The 25,319-nt window shown below is 70.1% G+C and carries 20 protein-coding genes; 7 read left to right on the plus strand and 13 right to left on the minus strand.

Annotated features, from left to right (window positions below):
• Positions 1–119 precede the first annotated feature (119 nt).
• Complete coding sequence (locus ALI22I_RS21080) at positions 120–731, plus strand: FMN-binding negative transcriptional regulator (protein WP_077007253.1); 612 nt, start codon at positions 120–122, stop codon at positions 729–731.
• Positions 732–996: 265 nt separating this feature from the next.
• Here ALI22I_RS21080 and ALI22I_RS21085 read toward each other — a convergent pair whose 3' ends face one another.
• From ALI22I_RS21085 to ALI22I_RS47875, 7 genes are all read right to left on the minus strand, one after another.
• Positions 997–4,725, minus strand: coding sequence for a S8 family peptidase (locus tag ALI22I_RS21085; protein ID WP_179118303.1), 3,729 nt, complete (start codon positions 4,723–4,725; stop codon positions 997–999).
• A 166-nt stretch (positions 4,726–4,891) separates the two neighbouring features.
• Positions 4,892–5,242, minus strand: a complete 351-nt coding sequence (locus ALI22I_RS21090) for a phosphotransferase-like protein (RefSeq protein ID WP_274522988.1) — start codon at positions 5,240–5,242, stop codon at positions 4,892–4,894.
• Positions 5,140–5,541 carry a phosphotransferase family protein gene (locus ALI22I_RS21095; protein WP_202971039.1) on the minus strand — a complete coding sequence of 134 codons (402 nt, stop codon included), beginning with the start codon at positions 5,539–5,541 and terminating at the stop codon, positions 5,140–5,142. The genes ALI22I_RS21090 and ALI22I_RS21095 overlap by 103 nt, the downstream gene beginning before the upstream one ends.
• Before the next feature lie 263 nt (positions 5,542–5,804).
• Entirely contained in the window at positions 5,805–7,250 is a 1,446-nt protein-coding gene (locus tag ALI22I_RS21100; protein ID WP_238598491.1) for a phenylacetate--CoA ligase family protein, read from the minus strand.
• Between the two features lie 50 nt (positions 7,251–7,300).
• A complete protein-coding gene (locus tag ALI22I_RS21105) occupies positions 7,301–7,777 on the minus strand; it encodes a macro domain-containing protein (RefSeq protein WP_077007255.1) in 477 nt (158 codons plus the stop codon).
• A 46-nt stretch (positions 7,778–7,823) separates the two neighbouring features.
• A complete protein-coding gene (locus ALI22I_RS21110) occupies positions 7,824–10,061 on the minus strand; it encodes a WD40/YVTN/BNR-like repeat-containing protein (RefSeq protein WP_077007256.1) in 2,238 nt (745 codons plus the stop codon).
• Positions 10,062–10,239: 178 nt separating this feature from the next.
• A complete protein-coding gene (locus ALI22I_RS47875) occupies positions 10,240–10,935 on the minus strand; it encodes an LPXTG cell wall anchor domain-containing protein (protein WP_083751898.1) in 696 nt (231 codons plus the stop codon).
• 299 nt (positions 10,936–11,234) lie between these two features.
• Here ALI22I_RS47875 and ALI22I_RS21120 point away from each other — a divergent pair, with 299 nt between their 5' ends.
• Positions 11,235–12,497, plus strand: a complete 1,263-nt coding sequence (locus tag ALI22I_RS21120; protein ID WP_077007257.1) for a cyclase family protein — start codon at positions 11,235–11,237, stop codon at positions 12,495–12,497.
• A gap of 166 nt (positions 12,498–12,663) precedes the next feature.
• On the opposite strand, the gene ALI22I_RS21125 is transcribed toward ALI22I_RS21120, so the two are convergent.
• Positions 12,664–13,158 (minus strand): hypothetical protein, encoded by a 495-nt coding sequence (locus ALI22I_RS21125; protein ID WP_143532350.1) that lies wholly within the window; start codon positions 13,156–13,158, stop codon positions 12,664–12,666.
• 292 nt (positions 13,159–13,450) lie between these two features.
• On the opposite strand from ALI22I_RS21125, the gene dacB reads away from it, so the two are divergent.
• Together dacB and ALI22I_RS21135 are read left to right on the plus strand one after the other, a co-directional pair.
• Positions 13,451–15,028, plus strand: coding sequence for a D-alanyl-D-alanine carboxypeptidase/D-alanyl-D-alanine endopeptidase (gene dacB / locus ALI22I_RS21130; protein ID WP_077007259.1), 1,578 nt, complete (start codon positions 13,451–13,453; stop codon positions 15,026–15,028).
• 169 nt (positions 15,029–15,197) lie between these two features.
• Positions 15,198–16,577, plus strand: a complete 1,380-nt coding sequence (locus ALI22I_RS21135) for a hypothetical protein (protein WP_077007260.1) — start codon at positions 15,198–15,200, stop codon at positions 16,575–16,577.
• A gap of 71 nt (positions 16,578–16,648) precedes the next feature.
• On the opposite strand, the gene ALI22I_RS21140 is transcribed toward ALI22I_RS21135, so the two are convergent.
• Positions 16,649–17,260 (minus strand): TetR/AcrR family transcriptional regulator, encoded by a 612-nt coding sequence (locus ALI22I_RS21140; RefSeq protein WP_202971033.1) that lies wholly within the window; start codon positions 17,258–17,260, stop codon positions 16,649–16,651.
• A 109-nt stretch (positions 17,261–17,369) separates the two neighbouring features.
• Between ALI22I_RS21140 and ALI22I_RS21145 the strand changes: the two genes are divergently transcribed.
• Entirely contained in the window at positions 17,370–18,326 is a 957-nt protein-coding gene (locus ALI22I_RS21145; RefSeq protein WP_077007262.1) for a nuclear transport factor 2 family protein, read from the plus strand.
• A 146-nt stretch (positions 18,327–18,472) separates the two neighbouring features.
• Here the strand turns inward: ALI22I_RS21145 and ALI22I_RS49450 are convergent, their stop codons facing one another.
• The 4 genes from ALI22I_RS49450 to ALI22I_RS21165 form a co-directional block, all read right to left on the minus strand.
• The gene (locus ALI22I_RS49450) at positions 18,473–18,901 is read right to left on the minus strand and encodes a DUF4342 domain-containing protein (RefSeq protein ID WP_077007263.1); all 429 of its coding nucleotides are present in this window, start codon (positions 18,899–18,901) and stop codon (positions 18,473–18,475) included.
• A 141-nt stretch (positions 18,902–19,042) separates the two neighbouring features.
• On the minus strand, positions 19,043–19,231 hold the full coding sequence (locus ALI22I_RS21155; RefSeq protein WP_077007264.1) for a hypothetical protein: 189 nt from the start codon (positions 19,229–19,231) through the stop codon (positions 19,043–19,045).
• Positions 19,232–19,473: 242 nt separating this feature from the next.
• Complete coding sequence (locus ALI22I_RS21160; protein WP_077007363.1) at positions 19,474–21,912, minus strand: M14 family zinc carboxypeptidase; 2,439 nt, start codon at positions 21,910–21,912, stop codon at positions 19,474–19,476.
• Between the two features lie 317 nt (positions 21,913–22,229).
• A complete protein-coding gene (locus tag ALI22I_RS21165) occupies positions 22,230–23,960 on the minus strand; it encodes a LamG-like jellyroll fold domain-containing protein (RefSeq protein WP_077007265.1) in 1,731 nt (576 codons plus the stop codon).
• Positions 23,961–24,300: 340 nt separating this feature from the next.
• Here ALI22I_RS21165 and ALI22I_RS21170 point away from each other — a divergent pair, with 340 nt between their 5' ends.
• The gene (locus ALI22I_RS21170; protein ID WP_077007266.1) at positions 24,301–24,879 is read left to right on the plus strand and encodes an RNA polymerase sigma factor; all 579 of its coding nucleotides are present in this window, start codon (positions 24,301–24,303) and stop codon (positions 24,877–24,879) included.
• On the plus strand, positions 24,876–25,319 hold the full coding sequence (locus ALI22I_RS21175; protein ID WP_238598492.1) for a hypothetical protein: 444 nt from the start codon (positions 24,876–24,878) through the stop codon (positions 25,317–25,319). The genes ALI22I_RS21170 and ALI22I_RS21175 overlap by 4 nt, the downstream gene beginning before the upstream one ends.

Consider the following 25,319-nt stretch of genomic DNA (forward strand, 5'->3'; position numbering starts at 1 on the left):
TTCACAACACGGTGAATCCGAACAGGAAAGCCGGCTCGACCTCGCGAACTGCGACACTTACACGGCCGTGACACCTGGACTGTTGACATAACCATTGCGGGGCTGGTTAGCGTGGCGGCATGTACATCCCCGCTCACTTCGCCGGCGATGAGCAGGCCGTCCACGACCTGCTGACCCACCACGGTGTCGCCGATCTCGTCACGGCCACCGCCGATGGGCTGCTGTGCACTCCCCTGCCGATGGTGTACGACGCGGACCGTCGCGTGCTGGCGGGGCACGTGGCGCGCAACAACGAGCAGTGGCGGCGGCCGGTGATCGGCGAGGCGATGGTGATCGTGCGCGGCCCCGACGCCTACGTCAGCCCGACCTGGTACGCGTCCAAGGCCGAGCACGGGCGCGTGGTGCCGACGTGGAATTACGTCACCGCGCACGTCTACGGCACCCTGACCGTGCACGACGACCCGGAGTGGGTGGGCGATCTCGTGCGGCGGCTGAGCGCCCACCACGAGGCCGCGATGCCCCGGCCGTGGGCGGTGGACGACGCTCCGGAGCGGTTCATCACCGGTCAACTGCGGGCGATCGTCGGCGTCGAGGTCGCGATCAGCCGCGTCGAGGCGAAGTTCAAGCTGAGCCAGAACCGTTCGGCCGAGGACGTGGACGGTGTGGTGGAGGGCCTGCGGGGGTACGGCGACGAGCGGACCGCCGAGGCGATGCTGCGTCACCGCATCTGAGACCGGCACCGTCACCCGGTTCCCAATTTCCTGTCCGCTATGGACGGTTCGGCGCCGCAAAGAGCGACGCAGACGATTTCGTCGCCACCTGAACAACGTAGTGTTGTAAACAACGGCCCATAGCCGACCCGGCTGCGGGCCGGGGAAGGCGCGGTCCACCACCAGAGCTTCCAGCTCGGTGAGCACGACTGTTCCGAGGTCGGAACGCCCGAGGCGGGTTGTCCGGGGTGTGTCCGGACAACCCGCCCTGCGCTTGGACCGCCGGCTAGCCGATCCGGTACGCCCGGATCACGGTCTGCTCCACGGCGTTGCCGTCCGCGTCCGCCGCCTTGGCGCGCAGCGATGCGAACCCGCCGGCCGGGTTGGTGACGGTCGCCGTCCACCGCTTGCCGTCACGACTGACCGGAACGGGTGTCCAGGTGGTGCCGTCGTCGAAGGAGATCTCCAGCTCCAGCGACTTCGCGTCGGGCGCCTTGTCCTGCCGGTTCACCGTGACCGGGAAGGTGAACCGCCCGCCCGGCGCGACGTTGTGCAGGTCGACGGCGGGTGCGAAGCCCACCGAGAGCAGCGGGAGTGCCCCACCCGGTCCCTGGCGGAACCCGGAGCGGAACGTCCAGCTGCCGCTGACCTTCGTGGACAGCGGCCACCACGGCAGGTTCTCGCGGCTGACGTCGGCGGTCAACCGGTACGTGCCCTCGTCACCGGGCACCACGAACACACCGCGTCCCGGCTGGTCCTGCGTGCCGACGACCCGGCCGTCCCGGTACAACGTGGTCGAACCCGTGTCGTAGCCGAAGAACGGCTCGGCCGCCCTGGCGTGCCCGGCCGCGTCGGCGAAGAACGGCACCGTGATGTCCAGCAGGTCGCCGGTGCGCCAGGCCCACGGGTGGTTCTCGCCCAGTTCGTTGGTGGTCGTGCCGGCGAACCCCGGCGCGGCCACCGCCGCGTGCCACTGCATCCGGTAGGACTTACCGCGTTCCAGGGTGGCCCGCTCGGAGGCTCTGCCCGACGCGGCCCACCAGCCGCCCACCTCGATGCGCCACTTACCCGGCGTGAAGTACTCGACGCGTTCGGCGTGCGGCACGGCTGCCATGCTCCACTGGGTGCTGATCTCGCCGTTCAGCCCCTCCATCGAGGCGCTGGTGGTCGGCGGCTCCTGCTCGGTGCCGCCGTGGTAGACCATGCGCACCGCGGCGAGGTCGGCGGTCTTGGCCACCGTGGTCAGCTGCCGGGGCAGCTGGCCCGGTGACGGGTAGGCCAGTTCGTAGCGGTAGGCGCTGCTGGACCGGGCGGTGAAGCTCGTCGTCAGCCCGCCCTTCCGGGCCAGCTCGGCGAACCGCCTGCCCGGCTCCTCGTACAGCCGCAACGTCGGCAGCACGGCCGGGAACTCGTCGTCCAGCCGGTCCGCCGCCACCGTCTCCTCCAGGACGCCGACAGCCACCACCTTGCCGCCCGCGTCCTTGACCGCCCGGATGCGCGCGTAGACCTCCTCGTACGTCATCTGACCGGGCAGTTCCAGCACCACGAGCTTGTCCTTGGCGTCGATGCCGGCCAGGTCCTCGGGCCTGCCCTGTCCACCGTGGACGGTCGCCAGTCGTTGGGTCCCGCTGGGCGTCGGCGAGCCGCGGAGCCAGCCCGCGGGCAGCTCGAACCGCTGCGGCCCCTCGGCGTACACCTCCAGTTCGGGCTCCTCCAGCCGGAGGTTGTCGGCGTAGCCGAACCAGGGCACGAACCGCCGCTCCTCCGACTGCGTGTACAGCTCGGTGAACCGGGGGTCGACCCCGTAGGTGAAGCCCGTCGGGTACTCCGGGCGGTCGGTGATCGAGAACCTGAACTGCGAGGTCCACACGCCGCCGCGCGCCGCCGGTTGGTCGGTGGTGTGCGAGACCCGCTTGCCCTTGCGCAGGTCGAAGTTCACCGTCGTGGTGCGCGACACCCGCACGTCGGGGTCGACGAAGGTGCTCTCCAGGGGCATTGCGCCCGGCCTGGGCGTACTCGCGGCACCGACCACCGAGTACCTCCCCGCAGGCACCCGGAGCGTCTCGCCCGGGGAGCCGAACCACACGTCACCGTTGTCGAGGTTGACCACCATCGTGAAGGCGCCGTCCTGGGGTCCCAGCGCGGCGCCGTCGCGGTTCTTCGCCGTCACGGTCAGGTCGTGCATCTCCGGCTCGTCGTGGATGCCGACCGGGGTGCGCAGCCGGATCGCGCCGTCCGCCGAGATCGCGGTGAGCACGCCGCCGTACACGCCCGGCTTGCCCGATCGCGGCGTCAAGGTGAGCGTGACGTCCGCCTTGCCCCCGGCCGGGATCGTCACCGTGGACGCGGACAGCACGGCCAACCCGGCCGGCGGAGCCTGCCCCTGGCCGTCGGCCAGCTTGAGGTCCAGCGCCAGGGTGATCGGCGCGGCGGTGGGGTTGGTGTAGGTCACCGCACGCGCGTCCGGCTGGGTGCCGGGCCACTTCAGGTAGGAGTTGACCGTGCCGGGCGCGACCTGGACCTCCTGCTTCGTCGCCCGGGCCACGTCGACCAGACCGCCGCCGACCGCGTACACGCCCGCGTCCGCCACCGGCGCCGCCGTGCCCACCAGTGCGGCCTTGAGGCGTTCACCGGTCCAATCCGGGTGCCGCTGGGCCAGGATCGCCGCCGCGCCCGCGGTGTGCGGCGTGGCCATCGACGTGCCGGACAGCTTGGTGTAGTGCTGGTCCACCGGCTCGCCGATCTGCCCGTCCACGGCCTTGGCCGCGACGATGTCCGAGCCCGGCGCGGCGATCTCCGGCTTGACCGCGGCGTCGGTCAGCCGCGGACCGCGACTGGAGAAGTCCGACAGCGCGCCGGACTTGGTGACGCTGCCGACCGCGAGCGCGGCGTCGGCCGACGCCGGGCTGGAGACCGCTTCGTCACTGCCGAAGTTCCCGGCCGCCACCACGAACAGCGTGCCGTACTGGGCGCTCAGGGTGTTGACCGCCTGCGACGCCGGGTCGGTGCCGTCGGTGGGGCCCGAGCCCAGGCTCAGGTTCACCACCTTGGCCCCGGCTTCGGCCGCCGCCCACCGCATCCCGGCGATGACGTCGTCCAGCTGGCCCGACCCGCCGTCGTCGAGCACCTTGCCGATGGCCAGCTTGGCGCCCGGCGCGACGCCCTTGTACTTGCCGCCCGACGCCGCGCCGGAGCCCGCGATGGTGGAGGCGACGTGCGTGCCGTGCCCGTGGCCGTCCCGTGCACTGCCCGTGCCGCTGAAGTCCTGGCTGACCGTGACCTTGTCCGCCAAGTCGGGGTGCGTGCTGTCGTAGCCGGTGTCCAGCACGGCCACCGTGACGTCCTGGCCGGTCAGGCCGTCGGCCCAGGCGACGGGCGCGCCGGTCTGCGGGACGCTGACGTCCAGCGCCGCCTCGATGCGCGAGTTCAGCCAGATCCGACGGGGGCCGCCCGCCAGCTGGGCCGCGCCCTGTTGGCCGCCGGTGACGGCCGACCAGAACCGGCGTGCGTCGGTCTTGCTCTCCGCGACGGCCGCCAAGCGCAGGTCGGGCAACTCCCGCTCGATCCGAGCGCCCTCCGGTGCGGCGAACGCCGTCACGTCCGCGTACTCGACCAGCAGCGGCATCGTGTCGCTGCGTGCGTCGTCGTAGCGCTGCCGGACCAGTCCGGAGACGTTGAACAGCTCCTCGTCCAGCGTCCCGGACCGCACCAGCGCCGCCGCGTCCTGCGGCACCACGTACAGGTCGGTCTCGGCGCCGTTGCGCTTGGCGTACTGGATGAACGCGGCGGACCTGCCACCTGCCTCGGGCTCGGTGAGCACCGACCACCGGCCCTGCGCGTTGCGCGAGACGAACACGCGGTGCCCACTGACCAAGGTGACCCACTGCCCGCCGGACGCGGTCGCAGCGCCCGGCGATAACGGGACCGCTGCCGCACTGCCCGCTCCCGGCGGCGCCGTCGCCATCGCGGCGGCTAACGCCGCCACACCCGCGAGCAGCCGCATTCGTCGTTTCACGCGCACTCCCCCATCAGTAGAAAGCTTGTGCCCACTGATTACTGACGCCTGGGAGTGGCTTGACGTTGCGCGGATCACACAGACAGCACTGCTCCATCCGAGGGGTGTTGATCGGTCCGGCAATGACGCAGCGGAGTCTCGGAGGTTACCGCCCATCCGCGGGGCCCTACCGGAGGAGTTGCCTGCGCAGTACGGCTCTGGCCAGTTCGGCGGGCGTTCCCATGGTGCTGTCGACGGTCATGTCGTAGGTGGTGCCGTGGTCGTGAACCATGCGGTAGTGGCCTCGTGCGAGCCCGATCGGGTTGCGCCGGTCGCGTTCGCGCTGTTCAGCAACCGCGAGCGGGCACGTGACGCACACCAGCAGCACTTCCAGACCCGACAACGCGTCCATCCATTCCGGCAGCAGATCCGGGGTCAGCAGCAACTCGTCGATGACCAGGTCGTCACCCCCGTGGGCGAACGCGGCAGCCGCGGTCCGGGCGGACCGCAGCATCCGACGTCCGACTGGCTGAGCCACTCTGTGCCCAGCCGGCGCCCGTTCGGGAATTGGTCACCCCGATCCCAGCGCCACGTTGTGATCATCGCCAGCACGAGGACCCGGCACTCGCGTAGCAAGCGTTGATTGACACCCGGATAGTGCTCGCCGACTTCTTCGGGCGCATGGGCGAGGTCGAATTCGACAGGCCCACGGCAGCACGTCTCGAAGTCTATGAACAGCAGCCCGGTCTTCGTGGTGAGCACGTTGCCCGGGTGCGGCTCGCCGTGCAGTAGCTGCTCGCCGCCGCGCTCGCCGATCACCCGCCTCCGCCGCCGCATGCCTCCCAGCGTGGGTTCCACAACAGTCGAGTGAATTCAGCACGTGCCGCGTCACCATGCAATGCGATGCCCAGGATCAGCCCGCCGTTGCAATCCGTGGATGCACCACCCTCACCCCATTCGACGAGCTTTTCCAACCGCCAGGTCACCATCGTCGGATCACTGACGTACCTGTCGAGCAACTTCCGCGTTGCCCACGAAATCGCCACTGTGACAACCACCTCTGCCTAGTACTCCAGCCAGAGTTCGTGATCTTGGCTGGGTCACGACGGTCGCGTGTAGCGGTGCTTGACGCCGACCGGGAAGTACTCCGGGTCTCCGGTCGGGTGCAGGACCACTTGCGGCAGTTGGCGTTCCGCCGGGACGTAGTGCGCGAACTCGCTGTTGAGCCGGACCAGCTGGTCCCGGATCGAGGCCGCCACCAGGTCCGCGTCACCGGTCCGCCCGGGAGCCAGTTCGACCGTCACCCGCAGCGAGGTGTTCTCGTCGGCGTCCGCAACGGTCTCCAGCACGAACTTCCCGGTCACGAAGTCGCTCACGCCCGGCTGCTCCAAGCCGACCGTCACGTTCTCCGGGTAGACGTTGGCACCGAAGAACGACACCGTGAACAGCGACCGACCGAAGACGTAGACGAACGGCTCGTCGTTGTCGAACTCCGGCGTGAACCCGTTGCTGACGCAGAAGTCCATCATGTCCGCATGGGACACCAGGCCACCCTCGTCCGCGATGTGGTAGCGGATCAGGGGCACGCCGTTGTCCCCGGAGAACAGCAGGGTTCCCCGCTGCTCCTCGAAGAACCGGCTCGTCGGGTCGTACTGGACCAGGGTCGGTAGGCGTGACTCGCCGAACAGCTCACGCGAGAGCTCCGGCCGTGCGGCCAGGAAACGCCGGATCGACACCGACAGCGGGGTTTCGTTGCCGAGCACGCCACCGTCCGCCGTCCCGTACAGCGACGCCGTGTCCCGCACGGGATCGGCCATGCCGAGCCGCTGCGCGACGAGGTCACGCCACTGCTCGCTGAAGACCTCGCCCGCCAGCACCAGTTTCACCGCGTGCCGCGACCAGTCGAACCCGGCGGCCAGACCGGTGTCCACCACGTCCTTGACGAACGGCGGGTAACCCAGCAGCACGACCTGCTCGAAGTGCCCGGCCAGGTCCGGCAGCACCCGCAGGATCTCCGCCTTGTTGTTGCCCGGCGCGACCACCGTGATCGGGTAGCCCGCGCCCAGCGGCCCGAGGAAGCGCAGGCACGACATCGTGTACAGGCCGCCCACCCACGTGCCCAACGGGAAGCAGACCACGGCGAGGGTGCTGCGTTCGTGCGCCCGGAAGGCGTCGCGGAAGACCTGTTCGAAGCGGCGGGCGATCTGCCGTTCGTCGAGCACGGAACGCGGCCACACGGTCGGCCGGCCGCTCGACCCGGACGACACGGCCACGATGTCGCACCCGTCGAGTCGACCGTCGCGGCACAGCTCGGGCAGCGGGTAGCGGCGGTGGTAGTTCTCCTTGTCGGTCAGCGGAAGGCCCCGGAAGGCGTCCACGGTCCTGATGTCGCCGGGCCGGATGTCGTGCTCCGTGAGGAACTTCCGGTACGCGGGCACCGTCGCGGCCACCCGGTGGAACAGCTCCAGCACCGGCACGTCCTCGGTGCCGTCCGGCGAGTAGGACCGCATGTCCACCACCTCCCGTGCCACGCGATCCGCGTCCATGGACCCACCTTAGAGCGGGTGCGGTGTCCTTATGGATGGAAGGCGCGCGGTCAGTCGAAGTCGTACACCGTGGTGGGCACGTCGCGGGCCAACAACGTTTCGGCGATGATCGGTTCGATGCGCTCCCACTTGCCGCCGGCGAGGCCGCAACCGATGCGGGGCATGTGCACACCGGCATCGAGTCGCAGCGCGTGGTCGGCGAGGGCGGACAGGCAGTGCGCCACAGCGTCGTAGCGGATCGGTGGCCCGTTGCTGCCGGTGCGGATGCCCCGTTGGGCGACCATGTTGGCGACCCACGTGTCAGCACGGACTTGGACCAGTTGGGTGGCACCGAGGCCGAAGTCGTTGCCGGCTCGCCCTCGATGCCAGTCCCGGTAGGCCCGTTCCGGTTCCGGCCACCGCTTCGAGACCGCCAGGACGAAGCCCTTGCCCCACCCGCCGAGATCGTTGCAGACGTGCGCGACGATCTTCGGCCCCTTCGCCTGAGGGCTCGTCGCGTCGCCCTTGATGACCCGCAGTTCCTGCACCCGGTGATGTTAATCGCCTGTCGACGAGTTTCCCGTCAGGCGGCGATCAGGGGACCGAAGTCTCGTAGATCCCCCGGCCGAACGTCGCCGCCACGAGTCGGTGGTTACGGCCGTCGTACTCGATGTCGTCGACCGCGACCCGGGGCATGCCCCGGCCCAGGCGGAGCCAGCGCCCGGCCGCGACCGTGTCGCCGACGAACACGCCCTGGTCCGTGGCCACGTACACCTGCCCCGCGCGGCCGAGAACGACGTCGTTGACCGGAGCGGACGGCAGGTTGCCCGAGATGTCGGTCCACCTGGCGCCCGCCGAACGGGTCGCCAGCACGTGGGGCTGCGACGAACCGGACCGGTAGCCGGACAGCGTCACGTACGCCGTCGCGGCGTCACGTTCGGACACCGCGATCCGGGTCACCCACGGCTGGCCGTCGAGCACCTTCGTCCAGGTGGCGCCCAGGTCGCGGGTGATCCACACCCGGCCGTCGTCGGTGCCGACCCAGATCGTGCGCGGGTCCGACGGTGCGGCGGCGACCGTGGTGATCGTGCCGTACGGGTAGGCGTCCTGGCCCGGCCCGCCGGTCAGGTCGGGGCTGATCGGCGTCCAGGTCACGCCGCCGTCGGCCGACCGGTTGAGCCGGTTCCCGCCGTAGTACAGGACCTTCGGGTGCGACGGGTCGAACTGCACCGGGGTGAACCAGTTGCGCCGGTCCGCGGTGGTGCCGGGGGTGAAGTAGTCCATCGTCGTGCCGCCGTCGGTCGACCGGAAGCAGTTGCCGTACTGGTAGCAGGCGAAGACGTTGTCCTTGTCCCGCGGGTTGATGATGTTCTCCTCACCGTCCCCGCCCAGGTACTCGTTGAACGCCGGTCCGCCCCACGACCGCAGCGACCCGTTGTCCTGGGTGCCGCCGGAGACCCGCGTGACGTCCTGCGGGGTGATCGCCACGCTGTAGAACTGCGTCCACGGTTCGTGTTCGGCCTTGACCCAGCCGCCGTCGCCGTCGGCATCCGACCGGTACACGCCGCCGTCGTTGCCCAGGTAGGCCCGCGCCGGGTAACGGGGGTCCCAGACCATGGCGTGGTGGTCGACGTGGATGGAAACGTCGTCCGCCGTCCAGGTCGCGCCACCGTCCTTTGTCGTCATCAGCGGCACACCGGCGAGGTGCACGCGCTCGGAGTCGTCCGGGTCCACCCAGACCTTGCCGAACCACCAGCCGAAACTCGACTGCGAGGACTTCAGCACGTCCGGCTCGGGCAGCCGCGTCCAGCTGTCACCGGCGTCAGCCGAGGTGTAGAAACCGGCGAACGGGCCCGCGGTGCTGTTGACGATCACGTACAGCCGGCCCGGTTCGGACGCCGAGACGCCGATGCCGATCCGGCCGACGTCGGGCCCGGCGGACGGCAGCCCACCCGCGAGCCGCTGCCAGGTCAGGCCGCCGTCGACGGACCGGAACACGCCGGAGCCCACGCCGCCGTAGATCCGCTGGACCGGAGTCCGCCGGTGGTCCCACATAACGGCGTACACGCGCTTGGGGTCGGTCGGGTCGATCTGCACGTCGACCGCGCCGGTGAACTCGTTCGCGACGTCGAGCACGCGCTGCCAGCTGCCGCCACCGTTGGTGGACAGGTACACGCCCCGCTCGCCACCCGGGCTGTACAGGGACCCGTTGGCGGCGACGAAGAGCCGGTTGGGGTCGGTCTTGTCGATCGCGATCCCGCCGATGGTGCCGGAGTCCCGCAGGCCGGTGTTGCGCCACGTCGTGCCGCCGTCGGTGGAGCGGTAGACGCCGGTGCCTTCGTAGGTCACGCTGCCGCCGCCCGGGTTGGCCTCGCCGGTCCCGACGTACAGCGTGCCGTCACCCGCGGCGGCCACCGCGCCCATGGCCTGCGTCGAGTTGTCCGGCCAGGCCGGCGCGAAGGTGCGCCCGGCGTCGGTGGACCGCCACAGCCCGCCGCTCGCCGCGGCCGCGTAGACGGTGTCGGCCCGCTTCGGGTCCAGCGCCAGGCTCACGATCCGGCCGCCGATGTTCGTCGGACCGATCGAACGCCACCGCGCGCTGGTGGAGGGAAGACTGTCGGCTTGGGCGGCGGCGAGGTCATGTGCGTGGCGCGGGATGGTCTCGCCGCGGAGGGCCTTCTGCAGGAACCGGTGTTCGGCGGGGGCCGAAGGCCCGCGGACCGGGCGGTACTCGCCGGGTTGCCCGGTACCGGGCGGGTCGGCGGCGAGCGCGGGCAGGGGCGAGATCAGCATCAGGGAGCCGACCGCGACCAGTAGACGGCGAACTCGCATCGGGAACCCCCAGCGGTGAGCATCGGTAGAGCCGTCGCGCACGTTAGGGGAGCCCGCACCCGGAAGGCGATCCGATGATCGCGGACGTTCTTGACAGTTGACCCCTGGGAACCGCAGGACTCCAACACGAGAAGCCGGTCGGGCGTTGGCCTGACCGGCTTCTTCGTGCGGGTTCCGCTTATTCGGCGGTGCGACGGCGGCGCAGCATGAACAGCGCCAGGCCACCCGCGCCGAGCAGGACCAGGCCGATCACCAGCGGGACGGCGGTCGAGGCGCCGGTGTTCGCCAAGTCCGACTCGTTGCTGACCGGCACGATGCCGGTGGTCGTCGTGGTCGGCAGGGACGACGTCGTGGTCGTCGTGGTCGTCGTCGGCGTGGTCTCGATCGGCGTCGTCGTGGTGGTCGTGGTGGTCGTCGTCGGCTCAGTCGTGGTCGTCGTGCCGACGGTGGTGGTGGTCGTGGTGGTCGACGTGGTGGTGGTAGTCGCGGACGTGGTGGTGGTAGTCGTCCCCGTGACGCACGGCGGGGTCTTCAGCTTCTTGGTGAACGAGAACTGGTCACCGTCGCCCGCCTTCACCGTGACGGTGAAGACGTGGGCGACGTCGCCCGGTCTGGTGAACTTCTCCTCGTAGGACTGGCCGAACTTCTGGTCCTTGAGGGTCTCGTCGCCGTCCTTGATCTTGATCGTGTTCGAGTTGCCGCCCGCGTACGCCCTGAGTTTCACGGAAAGGATGGCCTTGTCGTCCTTGCACTCCGCCTTGAGCTCCGGCACGTGCGCTGACGCCGGTGCCGTCATCGCCAGCACGGCCACTGCCGCGGTGACCGTCACCGCGGACAGGCCGAGTGCTCTGCGGGCGATCCGTGCGAACTCCATGGAAGTCTCCTGTATCGGGTTGAACAGCGGTTGCCGCGGGGGCGGTACCTAGCCGTACGGAAGCACCCCCTACACCGTTCATCCCGATAGATCACCTTTCGGCAACGCCGGGGAAGCCGTGCAGGACGCTCTCGTGGCTGAAAGCGCGCACCTGCGCTACGCCGCGCTGAGCCGGCTCGCCGGTCAGCCCAATGCCGATCCGGGCGCTTCGGGCTGGGTTCGGTGACCGCGACGCGTCCGCCGTCGCGAGCTGACACCATCCCCACACACGTCCTGATGCCCACGGAAGGTCCTCGTAGATGAATCCAGACTTGTTGCGCAACTACCTCGCCAACCACCTTCCCAGCCGGCGCGACGTCCTGCGCCTCGCCGGAGCGGCCGGCGCGGCTGCCGCCGTCAGCGGCCTCGGCTCCGGTGCCGCGACCGCGGAGCCCGACGACCGCACGCCGGAGTCGGGGCCGCACGATCGCTTCGACGACGTGCCCTTCGACTACGCCGACCCGGCCAACCTGTCCGACTGGGCACCGGGCCCGTACGGCCCCGGCGACCAACGGGGCAGCTTCAACGAAGTGACACCGGCCAAGACGGCCGCCGCGCTCGGCCTGCTCAAGGCGCACCGCCCGGTGAAGACCTACAACCTGGGCGAGTTGATGTGGAACGGGTTCCCGGCCTTCAAGACCGATCCTCCCCGCACCTACCAGCAGAGACTCACCATCTCCGGTTACCAGCCCCCGCCCGGCTTCGCCGCCGAGGGCGGTGTGCTGATCTCGCTGGACCCGTTGGCCGACAACAAAATCAGCATCCACGAGGAGCGGTTCGAGGCGTCGTTCTCGTCCAAGCACCCCGTACCCCTCACCATGACCTACCAGATCGGCTCACAGCTGGACAACCTCAACCACATCGGCGCGCAGGAGTTCTTCTACAACGGGACGCGCGGCCCGGACATCGCCCGAGGCCACGGCACGACCGCCCTCGGCGCCGAGCACATGGGCCCCGTCGCCACGCGCGGCGTGCTGCTCGACATCCTCGGCGTCAAGCTGGCCAAGGGCGCCACCGCCGACCTCGCCGAGCCCGCCACCAACGGCAAGCCGCTGCTGCGGGAGAACTACCGGATCACCGTCGAGGACATCCGGGAGGCGATGGACTACGGCGGAATCCGAAGCATCCGTCCGGGTGACGCCGTGCTCTTCCGCACCGGCTGGACGCAACTGCTCCGGCGTCGCGACCCCGCCGACATCCTGCGCTGGGAGGCCGCCAAGGGCCTGCCCGGCATCTACCTCCGGGAAGCGCGCTGGCTGGCCCAGTTCCGCCCGGCCCTGATCGGCAGCGACAGCTGGGCTCTTGAGGTGCTCGGCAACCCCGTCAACTCCGACGGCACCGCGTTCCCGGTCCACCAGGACCTGCTCATGCGCAACGGCATCCGGATCGGCGAGTCCTACGTCACCGAGGAACTCGCCGACGACCACGTCCACGAGTTCGTCTTCGTCGTCACTCCCCAGTACGCGCAAGGCGCCACGGCCGGCAACACCCCACCCATGGCACTGGGCCAGCCGAAACGCTGAACCACCGGCTCCGCCGGGGGGCGATCGGCTCCCCCGGCGGAGACCGAAGCCACGACCGCGATGGCAAGGTGATCGCCATGCGACTCAAGACGATTCCGGCCTGCCTGCTGGCGCTCTTACTCACCGCCGCATCCGCCACCTCGGCAGCGAGTGCTCCCACGGCACGTCACCTCGCCGGGACACTGCCCGACGGTGCCACGTGGATCGCCGACGTGCCGGCCGACTGGAACGGCACTCTCGTGCCGCCCCGTACCGGCAGGCAGGCCTTGACCTCGGCACCGATCTCGGCGTCCTGACCAGGGGCGCGACGATCACACCCGACCTCGGAGCGGTCGGGTGGGTGGCACGCACGTCCACCCCGACCGGTCGGCCGGCGATGCCCGAACTCGACCTGCACACCGTCGCCGACAACCTGGTGCCCGCCGAGTTCCAGCGCGAGTACGCCGGAAAAGTCGCCCGCGCCGGCCGCGCGGGCCTGCTGCGCCAGGCCTACGTCGCACGGCCCGGGCACTGCGCCTTCACCCCGGCCGAACAGGTGACGAGCCTGCTCGCACTGCAAACCCGCATCCGCACCGGAACCTGGACCGACCACACCGATCCGGCCAGGCTGCAAGCCGCCGCCGAGGCGCTGGACCTCGGCGGAGCCGACTTCGTCCGCCACCTCCCGCCCCCGTTCGTCAACGACCGGGCCGACTGGCTCGTCCCCCCCGGTGAAGTGATCGGCTGCCCGCGACGTCCCGATGGGCGTCGCGGGCACCTGACCGCAGTCGAAGCCTCCGCCCAGGGGACCGAAACCGTGGCTATCGGTGGTGATGGACGTGGTCAACGGCTACTGGTAGTGGGTGGCTTCGAGCCGGCGTCGGCGGGACGTTGGCCGCCGTCAACTCTTCACATGCCATTCAGTTATGTGGAGAATCCTTGGCGATCAGTCGTCCAGCACCTCAGGAGCTCCGATGCCCAGACCACGGTCACTCGCCCTCGTGCTGGCCGCCGTTGTGTTCGCCGCGGTTCCGACTCCCGATCTGGTGGCCCCCGCGTCCGCGCAGGTCGAGAACACGCTCGGGCGGGACCTCGGCGCGATCATCACCAACCCCGGCCTCAGCGGCGCGGATGTCGGGCTCGTGGTCCGCCACGCCGATACCGGCGTCGTGTTGTTCACCAGCAGGAGCGACAAGCGCAGCCAACCGGCGTCCAACGGCAAGCTGATCAGCTCCGCCGCGGTGCTCGACATCCTGGGTCCCGAGCACCGGTTCAGCACGAGCGTGTCCGCGGCGGGCAACGTGCGCGGCGGCGTGCTGGCCGGTGATGTGCACCTGCGGGGAACCGGCGACCCGACCATGCTCGCCGCCGACTACGACGCGCTGGCCGCCAAGGTCGCGGCCAGCGGGATCAGGCTGGTCCTCGGCAAACTCGTCGCCGACGACACCTGGTTCGACTCCGTGCGACTGGGCACCGGCTGGGCCTGGGACGACGAGCCGTACTACTACAACGGGCAGATCTCGGCGCTGACCGTCTCACCGGACACCGACTACGACGCCGGATCGATCATCGTGCGGCTCACCCCCGGTGCGGCGGGTGAGCCGGCGACGGTCACCACCGAGCCGCCGACGAGCTACGTCACGATCGCCAACACGGCCGTGACCGGCCCACCCGGCTCGGCGCCGAGCGTGTCCGTGGAACGACAGCACGGCACCAATGTGATCAACGTCCGGGGCACGGTCCCCGCAGGTGGTGCCACCGAGGCCAGGTGGAGCACGGTGTGGGAACCGACCGGGCTGGTCACCTCCCTGTTCCACGGCGCCCTGGCCCGGCACGGGGTCCACGTGCTCGGCGGCACGGGCACCGGCGCGACCCCGGCGGGCGCCCGGCTTCTCGGCGAACACCTGTCGATGCCGCTGTCACGGCTGATGGCCCCGTTCCTCAAGCTCAGCAACAACATGCACGCCGAGATCCTGGTGAAGACCGCCGGCCGGGCCGTGTACGGCGAGGGCAGTTGGAGCGCCGGGTTGCGGGCGATCTCGGCGAAGCTCGGCGGGCTGGGCATCGATCCGGCGGCGCTGTCGCTGAGGGACGGCTCCGGTCTGTCCAGAATGGACAACGCGACGCCAGACCAGATGGCCGCGCTGCTGCTCGCGGCGAAAACCAAGCCGTGGTTCCAGGCCTGGTACGACGCGCTGCCCATCGCCGGGGTGAGCGACCGGATGGTCGGCGGCACACTGCGCAGTCGGATGCGCGGCACACCGGCCGAGGGCAACGCGCGGGCCAAGACGGGCAGCCTGACCGGCGTCAGCGCCCTGTCCGGCTACGTGACCACGGCGGACGGCACCCCGTTGGTGTTCTCGATGATCAGCAACAACACCCTCACGTCGGCGAAGCCGTTCGAGGACGCGGTCGTGGTCCGGCTGGCGAGCAACCGGAACGGGCAGACTCCGCCCGCGCACGCCGTCGTCCCCGAGTCGGCGGGTGATCGGACGCAGCAAGGCAGCAACCTGCGCGTCGACTTGGAATGCAGCTGGACCAAGTCCTGCTGAATGGCCAGCTGAGCGACAAGAGCTCTTCCCAGGGCCTACGAGGGCGCAAATTCGGCTACCAGGTGGAATAGCACGGTCACCGTGCGCGATAAAGCCACTGCATGTAACGTGCCCGCCGCACGTTGTCACTCAGTGTGTTCGGTCGCTGCTTTCAGGTGGAGATCTTGTTATGGGCACGAACCCGGTGGTACACGAGAGCCCGGTGGTGGTGGAGGCGCCGGTGGTGGTTGGCGGGCCGCGGTTGCGCGCGTTCGCCGACCGCGCGCTGCCCGAGGCCCCGCCGAGCCGAGTACCACGCGGGCCGCTGGCTTGCGCGTACGTCGGGGCGTTCGTCGCCGCCATGGGGTTCCAACTCCTCATCCCGGCGGGCTGGTCCCGACTGGACCACCTCTGGGCGGAGGACGGCGGGCGCTTCCTCTACGACGCCATCACGCAGCCGCTGACGACGAACCTGATCACGCCCTACGGCGGCTACCTGCACACCGTCCCGCGACTGGTCGCGGAGCTGGCGTCGGTGCTGCCGCTGGGGTGGGCACCGGTGGTGTTCGCGGTGTCGGCCGCAGTGGTGCGGACCCTGGTCGCGCTGCTGGTCTTCGCCGCCTCCGGCGCCCACCTGCGGTCACTGCCGGTCCGCATCGCGCACGCCGCCTTGGTGGTGCTGCTGCCCGTGGGCAACAGCGAGCCGCTGGACAACGTCACGAACCTGCACTGGTTCCTGCTCTACGGCGCCTTCTGGGCGCTGCTGTGGCGGTCGGCGCCCCGCGTGCCGGTGGCGATCTTCGTGGTGGTGGCCGCCCTGACCAGCTCGATGGGGTTCCTGCTGGTGCCGGTCGCGCTCGTGCGGCTGGTGCTGCCCCGGGCCAGAGTGGTGTCGATCGTCTTCCTCCTCGGCGTGGCGCTGCACTGCCTGGCCATGGCGAACACGGTGCGGCTCCGGTACTCGGACGACCGCTACGAGCCGCTCCAGGTGGTGCTGGCCGCGCTGCTGCGGGTGCCGCTGGCCGGGTTCACCGGCTCCGAGCAGGTCCAGCGGTACTACCCGGCGTTCGGCCATCTACCGTTGTTGGTGGCACTGCTGTTGGCGGGCCTGCCGATCCTCGCCGCGCTGTGGTGGGGGAACCTCGCGGGTCGGCTGCTGGTGGTGTTCAGCGTGGGGTGCGGCGCGGTGGTGATCACGGCGGCGCTGACGTCCAACTGGATTCACGTGCTGGCGGTGGATTTCCCGGGCGTGGTCATGACCGCGCAGCGCTACAGCCTCCTGTCGTGCCTGTTCATGTTCACCGCGGTGGCCGTGGGGCTGGACGCGCTGCCCCGGTGGCGCTGGGCGCGATCGGCGGTGTGGGCCGGGCGGATCGTCATCGCCGCCGTCCTGCTGGTGAGCATCGTGCAGCACATCCGGGTGGACGCCGGCGTGCTGACCGGCGTCTCGTGGGACCAGACCGTGATCCAGGCCCACGAGCAATGCGCCGCCGGTGAGCCGTTCGGCCGGTTCCTCTTGGACCCGCCCGGCTGGTTGATCGACGTGCCGTGCGGCTACCTGCGGAAGTGAGCCCGGTCGCGGCTCGCTCGATGTCACACGAACGGGTGGAGTCGTCGGCGGTTCCGTTCGGGCTCCTGCGGTCAGAAGGCGCTGGGGCGCACCGCGCGCATGGCCTCGTCGATGAGCCGGCCCAGGGATTGGTTCCCGTCGCCGGCCACCCAGGCCGCGTTGGCCACGTTCATGCAGGCTAGAGCGGCGCCGGCGAGAGCGGCCGGGCGCAGGTCGTTCGCACCGGTGGCCGGTGGGTCCAGGCGGGTGGCGACGTGCGGGGCCAGCAGTTCCTGCCAGTGCGTCTGCTGCTCCAACCGGCGGGCCTTGAGGGCCGGGGTCTGGTCGGTCAGGCGCAGCAGTTCCAGGCCGTATCGCGGGTCACGCTCGCTGCCGCCCACGAACCAGTCCAACGCGCGACGCAGCGCCGTCCACGCGTCCTCCTCGCCGGGTCGCTTGGCCAGCGCGTCGGCCAGGATCTCGCCGAACGCCTGGAACTTGCCCAGAACGATGTCTTCCTTGGAGCTGAAGTAGCGGAAGAAGCTGCGTTGCGACATCCCGACCGCGGCCGCGATCTCGTCCACCGTCGTCGCGTCGTACCCCTGCCTGACGAAGAGTTCCCACGCGACGGTCACCAGTTCGGCGCGCACCGCCTGGCGGGTCCGCTCCCGCAGGTCCGACCTCGCGGGCATCTCAGCACTCACCAGATCACTGTAGCTGCCGTCAGAGACGACACTGACTGATTGACTTGTCAGCGGCTGACAAGTTGGGCGTATGCTGTCAGCACCACCGACAGCATCGGAGAAGACGCACATGCGCAAGGCCACTCCCCTGCCCAGGAAGGCCGTCACCGCCTTGCTGGTCGCCTCGACGATCGGCGCCGTGACCGGGCTCGCCCCGCTGGCCGCATCGGCGTCCGCACCGGACTCGACCGCTACCGGCTCCTGGCAGAAGGGCCTGTACGCGTTCGACTTCGGCCTCGAAGTGAACAAGGCCATCACCGTTCACGTGCTCAAGCGCCTGTTCGAGGACAGTGACCTCTCGGTCGTGGACCGGCACATCCGCCCCGACTACATCCAGCACAACCCGCTGGCGCCCAACGGAACGGAGGCGCTCAAAGCCTTCGCCGGCCCCCTGGCCACGCAGTTCCCGGACCTGAAGTACGACATCAAGCGCGTCGTCGCCGAGGGTGACCTGGTCCTGGTGCACTCCAACGTGGTCTTCACGCCCGGCGCACGCGGATCGGCCGTCGTCGACATCTTCCGCTTCGACCGCAACCACATGATCGCCGAGCACTGGGACGCCGCCCAGGACGTGCCGGCCACGACCGTCAGCGGCAACGACATGTTCTCCACCGTCAGCTCACCGCAGACCAACCGACCGGGCCCGCGCCACCAGACGGAGTCCAGCAAGGCGGTGGCGACCGAGTACTTCGACCGGCTCCTGGTCCGGAAGGACCCCGGCGCGGTCGAGTACCTGGCGCCGGAGTACCACCAGCACAACCCCGCCATCCCCAGCGGCTCAGCGGGCCTGCGGGAGCAGTTCACCGCGTTCTTCCAGGCGTTCCCGCAGCTGACCGTGGAGCGCAAGCGCGTCATCGCCGAGGGCGACCTCGTCGCCGTCCACGCCCACTACCGCCTCACCCCCTCCGACCGCGGCCAGTCCGTCGTGGACATCTTCCGGGTCGGCAAGGACGGAAAGATCGTCGAGCACTGGGACGTGGTCCAGGACGTGCCGGCAACCTCCGCCAACGACAACACGATGTTCTGACCTCGGATTTCTGCTGAGCACCCATCAGGCGAACGCGAGTGGCGGGGCGTGCGACGGCAGGCGGAGTACAAGCCCGGCCCCGGCCGACCGGCGCTCCCGCTTCAGCGCCGGTCGCGGGCGTCGCACGCCGCCTGTCGTCGCCCCCGTCAGCCTTCCGTGGGCGCGGTGCCGGCCGGCGGTGTGCCTTGCGGCTTCCCCTGCGCCGGCGGCGTGTCCTGCGGCTCGTCGCCGGTCGGTGTGCTGTCCTGCGGCTCGTCATCGGCCGGCACGACGTCCTCCGGCTCGTCGCCGGCCGCCGCAGTGTCCTGCGGCTCGTCATCGACCGGCGCGGCGTCCTCGGTGCGCTCCACGTTCAGCGACCACGGCCCTGCGAGCGCGGCGAACGCGGCCACGGCCGTCACCATCGGCGCGGCGACGGCGGCTACCACGCCGGCCGTTACCGGGATGTCGAGCACCGGCTCGCCCTTGCCGTTGCGCACGACCACCCGGCGCGTGTTTCCCTCGTGCACGAGCTGCTTGATCTTGTCCGTCAACGCCTCGACCCCAGGCGCCCGACGACCGTCCTGCTCAGTCATGTCAACTACCCCCTTCATCGCCCATCCTGCCGCGCCCGGGCCGTTCAGATCCAGTCGCGGCGCCGGAAAGGTCCGCTATCACCGCGGTGACGACGGACGCCTTCAGGCCGCGGGGGTGCGACCCGCAGCCTGAGGGAGCGGTCAGCCGACTGTGCCGGGGGCGGGCGGACAGCAGGCCTGGGTCCAGCCCTGCGCGTCCACGGTGTCCGGGCCGCGCAGGTCCGCGCCGCTGCCGTCGCAGGGGTTGTCGTCGATGTAGTGGTAGCGCCCGCCGTCCGCGTTGTGTCCGAAGTAGACACTGCTGCCAGGCGAGAAGAGGTCGGTGAACACCTGCCACATCGAGGACTTCAGCTCATACCGCGTCCAGTCGCCGGCGCCGCGGATCTTGTACGAGAGCAGCTCGCCGCCGCTGGTCGTGCCGAGCAGCTAATCGAGGCCGGTCGTGGTCAACGTCTTGAGCGTGAAGCCGTTGTCGATCAGGCCGTCGCTGGTGAGAAACCTGTGCGCCTACCCGCACACAACGGCGGCCGGTGCTTCCCAGCACCGGCCGCCGTCAGTCACTCACATACCTGCTACTTGCCACGTTCCTTCGCGGTGCGGGCCGAGCGGGTGCAGACGTCGCCGACGTCCACCGTCTGGCCGCGGTCGGCGTAGATCTCCGCCAGGCCGACGATGTTGCCGCGCTGGTCGCTGCACGTGAGGGTGTACGGCTCCTTCGGGCCGTAGGTGGTCGGCAACGGCGAGGAGAAGCCGACGTTCAGGTTCGACCAGTCGTCCGGCGTCGCCGGGTCGGCCTGCTCGTAGTTGACCATCACGGCGGTGTAGTCGCCCGCGGGCGGGTCGAAGAGCACGGCCTTCTCGGTGTTCGTGCCGCCGTTGGCCGAGGACGTGACCAGGTTGCCGGCCGAGTCGAAGATGTAGAGGTCCCAGTCGGTCTCGGGGGTTGCCCAACCGACGGTCACCTCCATCTTCCCGTTGTCCACCGCGGGCATGCCGTCCACGTGGAACGGGATGCGCTCGGCGGTCGCGTCGCCGGGGAAGTTCGTGTTCTCCGCGGGGATGCCGTCCGGGTTCGCCAGGGCGATCCCCGCCTGCGGCGGGCCCTGCGGGTCACGGCCGTAGCGGCCCGCGACGTACGGGCGGGTCGAGGGGTTGACCGCCCAGCTGAACCGGCCGCCCTTGCTCGCCAGGTCGGACTTGATCACGTCCGCCCACTGGATCGGCTCCTTGGTGGAGCCGTCCGGCTGGACCACCGGCGAGGTCGGCGTGGTGAATGCCTTGCGCACCTGGAGCTGGTACCCCTTGGGCGCGGAGCCGACCAGCGTGGCGTGCGCGGCCGGGTCGGCGGTGTTGGTCAGCATGTCGATGAACGCCTGCCGGTTGCCGCCCTTGCCCGCGCCCGCGGCCGGTGCCAGGCCCGCGTACTCGGCGACGACCTCGGCGAACGGCGGGTGGAACTCGTTCGGGCCGACCTCGAAGGTGAAGCCCCAACCGCCGGTGGCGAAGTACGACCAGTCTTCGGTACCCCCGGTGGTGTCGTACAGGGCCCAGGACGGCTGGCTGGTGTAACCGTTGCGGGAGGCCATCTTGTCGCCGAGCGCCTTGTAGGCGGGCTCGTCGAGCGGCGGCCGGACATCGGCGACGCCGGGCACCCGCAGCACCAGGTTCGAGTAGGTGTGCAGGGTGATCAGGTTGGTCACCGGGCGGTTGGCGATGACCGAGCGGACGTTGCGGGTCTCCGGCTCGGAGAACGGGCCCGAACCGCGGAAGGTGTCGCTGCCCCAGTACGTGGACGCGCCCGAGCCGCCCCAGAAGCCCGCGTAGTTGCGGTTGGGGTCGGTGCCGCGCTCCCGGCCCGCCGGGTTCGCGGCGCAGGCGCCGGCGCGCAGGTCCTCCGGCGAGTCGTTGACGTTGCAGTTCTTGCGCTTCATCTCGTAGTCGAAGCGGGAGAAGTCGCCCTTGGGCTCGGCCTCACGGGAGACGTTGAAGCCGTCCGGGTTGACGATCGGCACCACGATGTTGCGGGTCTTCTCGACCAGCGACTTCAGCTCGCCGCCCGCCCGGTAGCCCTTGACCAGCTCGTGCGCCCACTCGATGGCGTGCTCGCCCGCGGGCCACTCACGCGCGTGGTGCACGCCCATGGTGAAGTCGACGGGCTTGCCGTCCTTGGTGTTCTCGACGTCGGTCGCGATCTCCACGCCGACCACGTCGCGGCCTTCCCAAGTCGCCTCGGGCAGGGTGAAGGCCTTCACCAGCCGGGGGTTCGCCCGGGCCAGTTCCTTCATCTCGAAGTTGTACTCGTAGAGGTGGCGGTAGGCGGTCCGCCCGGACGGCAGCGCGGAGGCCGCAGTCCGGTCCGCGTACTCCCGATCGGCCTTGGTGTTCTCGATCGACTTCGCCGAGATGTCGGCCTGCACGACGGTCGACTTCATGCCGGCCTCGCGCAGCGTCGCACGATCGGCGTCGCCCGCCAGGACGACCTCGACGCCGGTGGCGTCGGCCTTCTCGGTGACGTCGAGGCCGAGCGCGAAGAGCCGGTCCTTGTGCTGCTTGGTCGGAGTCTCCACGCGCACGATCTCGGCGCGCTGGGTGGCGGCGTCCTGCGTGTCGACGGCGAGGAAGTCCACGCCCAGCACGACCGTGCGCGACGACCCGGTGTAACGGCAGGCCTGGACGACGAGCTCCTGCCCCTTCGTCACGAAGCTCTCGGCCAGCTCGGAGCTGCGCAGCGCGGCCGAGGCGGCGACGACTTTGCCGGTCGCCTTGTCGAACACGGCGACGTCCCAGTCACCGGAGCCGCTGCCCTGCGGCCGGAGCCTGGCCTGCACGAGGCCGTCGACCGTCGAGGTGACCTCGCGGCGATCGACCCCCGCGGCACCCTTCGGCAGCGGCTTCTCGAAGCACGAGCGCGCGACGGCCTTGTCGCTGCGCAGCACGTTGTCCGCCGCGTTGGCGGTGGACCAGCCGAGGCCGATGACCACGACCCCGCTGAGTCCCAGCGCGGCGACCACCCGCCACGGCGGCACTCGTCTTGCCGATGAGCTCACGCCCGTCCCCCTCCAGAACGCACCGTCACCCGCACACGTGGCGGGCGGACGCCGACCAGGTGGCTTGAGCAGGAAGTCGATGCACGAACTTATGGATCTTGCCGCGCGATGATAGGCAGCAACCCCCGTTGGCCACAACGGCTTTACGGTGGATGTGCATCATTGCGGAAATCAGTCCGTGTATTGAGGACGAATGGCCGAGCACGGCCTCCGATCAGGTCTGGTGCGGGGTGAAGCCCTTCTGATAGGAGACCGCGCTCGTCCGATTCGCGGTACTGCGCCTAACGGGCCGTGAGGAACTGGTCCTTCGACAGGGCCCGGCCCACGATGCGCATATCGCCCAGCAGTCCGTGATAGGACTTCTCGACGATCCGGTCGTAGGCGTACGCGCCGACCAGCCAGGGGTCCCCCGCCGTCGAGATGCCGGTGGCCGGGGTGGAGGGATTGCGCAGCAGTTCCGACCCGTCGACGAACAGCGTCGTGTGCGTGCCGTCGTTGACGACGGCGATGTGCCACCACGTCTCCTCGTCCATCTCGTGCCCCCAGTTGGTGGACAGGCCGTCCCGGTCGCGCGGGAACACCGCCCACTGGAGCGATCCGCCGCCCGCCAGGTTGAGCGTGCACAGCGGTTCCTTGGGGTCGTCGCCCGTCTTGCCCGCCGCGGCGCCCGGGGCCAGCTTCGTCAGCAGGCCGCACCACGGGTGGTCGAAGCCCTTGGGCAGCTTGACGAACGTCTCGATGGTGTAGCCGCGCTCGAAGTTCATCCGGTTCAGCGGGGCGTTGTCGACAGTGGACAGGTAGCCGTTCTTGCCGAAGACCCTGCTGCCGTGGCTCGGCGAATCGGCGTGGTGGTCGTCGGTGGCCGTCAGCGTGCCGACCAGGCGCAGGTCGTTGCCGTTGCCGGACAGGTCCTTGAGGGAGTCGGACCGCCAGTACGCGACCGTGCCGGGGATGACGACCTCGTGGGCGGGGCGCGCCGGGCGGACCGGCACCGGGGCGAACCCGGCGAACCTCCGCGCGAAGTCGATCGGCACGCTGAACCGGTCGGTGTCGCCGGTCAGCTCGATCTCCTTGCGCGCCAACGTGTTCAGCGACTTCTTGGCCTGGAGCCACGGCGAGAACGTGCGCACGTCGATGACGTTGCGCGCCAGGTCGAAGTGGTACAGCCGGATCATCGCGCTGCCGCCGTAGTAGCGGTCCTGGTAGTTGGTGATGTGGACGTGCACGTCGTTGCCCGCCGTGTTGCGCAGGACGGCGCGGCCGGGCGGCCAGAAGTGGCCGTTGATCGTGAGGAAGACCTGGTCGTTGTCCTTGATCAGCTCATCCCACAGGCGGCGGCCGTAGTCGGAGAACGCGGCCTCCCCGGCGTCGTCCGCGTAGACCAGTTCGTGCGTGGTGAGGATGACCGGCAGCTTCGAGTGCTTGGCGAGCACGTCGCGCGCCCACGCGAAGCCCTTCGCCGACATCCGCCAGTCCAGCGCGAGCGCGAGCCATTCCCGGCCCGCGGCCTTGAACACGTGGAAGCTGTTGTAGCCGTCCGCGCTCGCACCCCTGAACGTCGGCGACTCGCGGAAGCGGTGCGGGCCGAACTCGTCCAGGTACGGCGTGCGGCCGCGCTGGTCGTCGGTGCGCGAGTCGAGGTCGTGGTTGCCAGCGAGGACGCTGTAGCCGACCCGCCGCCGGTCCAACGCCCGGAACGACCGGCCGATGTCCTCGATCTCGCTCTTGAGGCCGTTCTCGGTGAGGTCGCCGAGGTGCGAGATGAACACGATGTTGTCGTGCCCCGCGTGGTCGAGCAGGTAGCGCAGCGACGCGTCGAGCGGCTCGGAGTCGCCGCGGTCCTGGTCGAACAGGTACTGCGTGTCCGGGATCACCGCGATGGTGAACCGGTCGCTGTCGGGGTCCGGCCGGCCGCCGCGCTCGACGTCGGGCGCGGCGACAGCGGGCGAGGAAACCAGGCCGGCCGCGGCCGCGCCCCCGGTACCCAGCAGAAACGTACGGCGGGTCGTCATGGCGCGGGATGTTAGGCACGTCCATCCAACACGCGACGAACCGGACGTGAACTCCCGCCACCGACCACGCGTCGGTCCGGACGTCGGAGGACGGCCGGTCCGGCGTCGGGTCCCGCGGGTCGTGGCGTCCGCGCCTGACGCACGTATCACCTGTCCGCGGTCCGGCATCGAGTATCGGAGTTGTCAAAACCTTTGTGGAGGACGGGGCCATGGCCGACTACGAGTTCTACCAGGCGCGGGCGGACGCCGGCCGCGCGCTGTCGCCGGCCGCGACGACCTCGTCGTTCACCAGTCGTCACCAAGCCAAGGGGTTAGCCTGGGCCGGTCGAGCGGAGGTGACGTGGACAGCACGGCAGGATTGCTGGCGGCAGCCGCGGCCGGGGACCAACGGGCGTGGAACGCCCTGGTCGAGCGGTACAACGGCCTGGTGTGGTCGATCGCCCGCGGCTACCGGCTGTCCGGGGACGACGCCGCGGACGTGGTGCAGGCGGCCTGGGTCAAGCTGGTCGAGCACATCGACCGGATCGAGGATCCGGAGCGGCTCGCTTCGTGGCTGGCCACGACGGTCCGCCGGGAGTGCCTCCAACTGATCAGGCGCACGGTCCGGCAGCGACGCGCCCCGGACGGCGAGCCGCTGGAGCAGCTGCCCGATACCGGACCCGAGCTGGACGAGTCGCTGCTGGTCGAGGAGCGGGACGCCGCGTTGTGGCGGATGCTGGCGGCGCTGTCCGAACGCTGCCAACGCCTGCTGCGCGTGCTGATGGCCTCGCCGCCGCCGGCGTACGCCGAGGTGGCCGACGCGCTCGACATGCCGGTCGGCAGCATCGGCCCGACGCGCCAACGGTGCCTGGAACGGTTGCGCGAACTGGTGCGGGACGACGAGCTGCTCGGTGCCGACTGGACGGAGGACCGGTCGTGAACGACGACGACATCATGGAGAGCCTGCGGCGTGCCGCGGCCGCGATCGACCCCGTGCCGGACCTCGTCACGCGGAACGCGCAGGCCGCCCTGTCCACTCGGCGGGTGGACGAGGAGTTGGCGGAGCTGGTGGCGGACTCGGAACTGCTCGCCCCCGGTCGGGTCCGGGCGCCGGACGACGACACGCGGCTGCTGTCGTTCGAGGCGGCCGGGGTGTCGGTGGAGTTGCAGGTCGAGTACGCGGGCGGCCTGGTGTCCTTGCGCGGCTTGGTGTCCGGGGCGTCCGGTGAGGCCGTGGTGGAAGTGGCGGGGCAACGCCACGCGGTGCCGATCGACGAGGAGGGCTGGTTCGTCGTGACCGGGTTGCCGCGTGGCGCCACCCGCGTGCGGGTGACCGCCGTCGACGGGACGGCGGTCGTGACCCGCTGGACGTCGGTGTAG

Source organism: Saccharothrix sp. ALI-22-I (assembly GCF_001984175.1).
Taxonomy (GTDB): domain Bacteria; phylum Actinomycetota; class Actinomycetes; order Mycobacteriales; family Pseudonocardiaceae; genus Actinosynnema.

Excerpts from the sequence above, each read along its gene's own strand:
- ALI22I_RS21135 (WP_077007260.1), top strand. The coding sequence starts at position 15,198 with ATGGGCACGAACCCGGTGGTACACGAGAGCCCGGTGGTGGTGGAGGCG.
- ALI22I_RS21120 (WP_077007257.1), top strand. The coding sequence starts at position 11,235 with ATGAATCCAGACTTGTTGCGCAACTACCTCGCCAACCACCTTCCCAGC.
- ALI22I_RS21080 (WP_077007253.1), top strand. The coding sequence starts at position 120 with ATGTACATCCCCGCTCACTTCGCCGGCGATGAGCAGGCCGTCCACGAC.
- ALI22I_RS49450 (WP_077007263.1), bottom strand. The coding sequence starts at position 18,901 with ATGACTGAGCAGGACGGTCGTCGGGCGCCTGGGGTCGAGGCGTTGACG.
- ALI22I_RS21165 (WP_077007265.1), bottom strand. The coding sequence starts at position 23,960 with ATGACGACCCGCCGTACGTTTCTGCTGGGTACCGGGGGCGCGGCCGCG.
- ALI22I_RS21095 (WP_202971039.1), bottom strand. The coding sequence starts at position 5,541 with ATGCGGCGGCGGAGGCGGGTGATCGGCGAGCGCGGCGGCGAGCAGCTA.
- dacB (WP_077007259.1), top strand. The coding sequence starts at position 13,451 with ATGCCCAGACCACGGTCACTCGCCCTCGTGCTGGCCGCCGTTGTGTTC.
- ALI22I_RS47875 (WP_083751898.1), bottom strand. The coding sequence starts at position 10,935 with ATGGAGTTCGCACGGATCGCCCGCAGAGCACTCGGCCTGTCCGCGGTG.
- ALI22I_RS21100 (WP_238598491.1), bottom strand. The coding sequence starts at position 7,250 with ATGGACGCGGATCGCGTGGCACGGGAGGTGGTGGACATGCGGTCCTAC.
- ALI22I_RS21110 (WP_077007256.1), bottom strand. The coding sequence starts at position 10,061 with ATGCGAGTTCGCCGTCTACTGGTCGCGGTCGGCTCCCTGATGCTGATC.
- ALI22I_RS21145 (WP_077007262.1), top strand. The coding sequence starts at position 17,370 with ATGCGCAAGGCCACTCCCCTGCCCAGGAAGGCCGTCACCGCCTTGCTG.